Consider the following 257-nt stretch of genomic DNA (forward strand, 5'->3'; position numbering starts at 1 on the left):
CTCGAGATCGTAATATTCCTCAAAAGCCGGGACATTCGCCGGCAATTCGAGCCACGGAACTTTCGAGCGCGTGTAGATATGGACGTCCGGCACGAACACATGCGGAGCGTCGAGCGTTCCGACCCGCAGGAAGCTCAAAACACCGCGGCGTCCGTAATCGCTCCACAACGCAATCTGGCAGTTCGGGCAGCGATAGACGTCGTGAGGAAGCCCGCTCGCCGTCGGCAGCGTTATGACGACCGGCTCTATCTTTAAGA

Annotated in this window: 1 protein-coding gene; it reads right to left on the bottom strand. The window is 58.4% G+C overall.

Going from position 1 to position 257, the window contains the following annotated elements:
- A partial coding sequence (locus CH341_RS32905; protein ID WP_210208743.1) for a GFA family protein occupies window positions 1-257 on the bottom strand: 257 nt, incomplete at both ends.

It is taken from the genome of Rhodoplanes roseus (assembly GCF_003258865.1).
Taxonomy (GTDB): Bacteria; Pseudomonadota; Alphaproteobacteria; order Rhizobiales; family Xanthobacteraceae; genus Rhodoplanes; species Rhodoplanes roseus.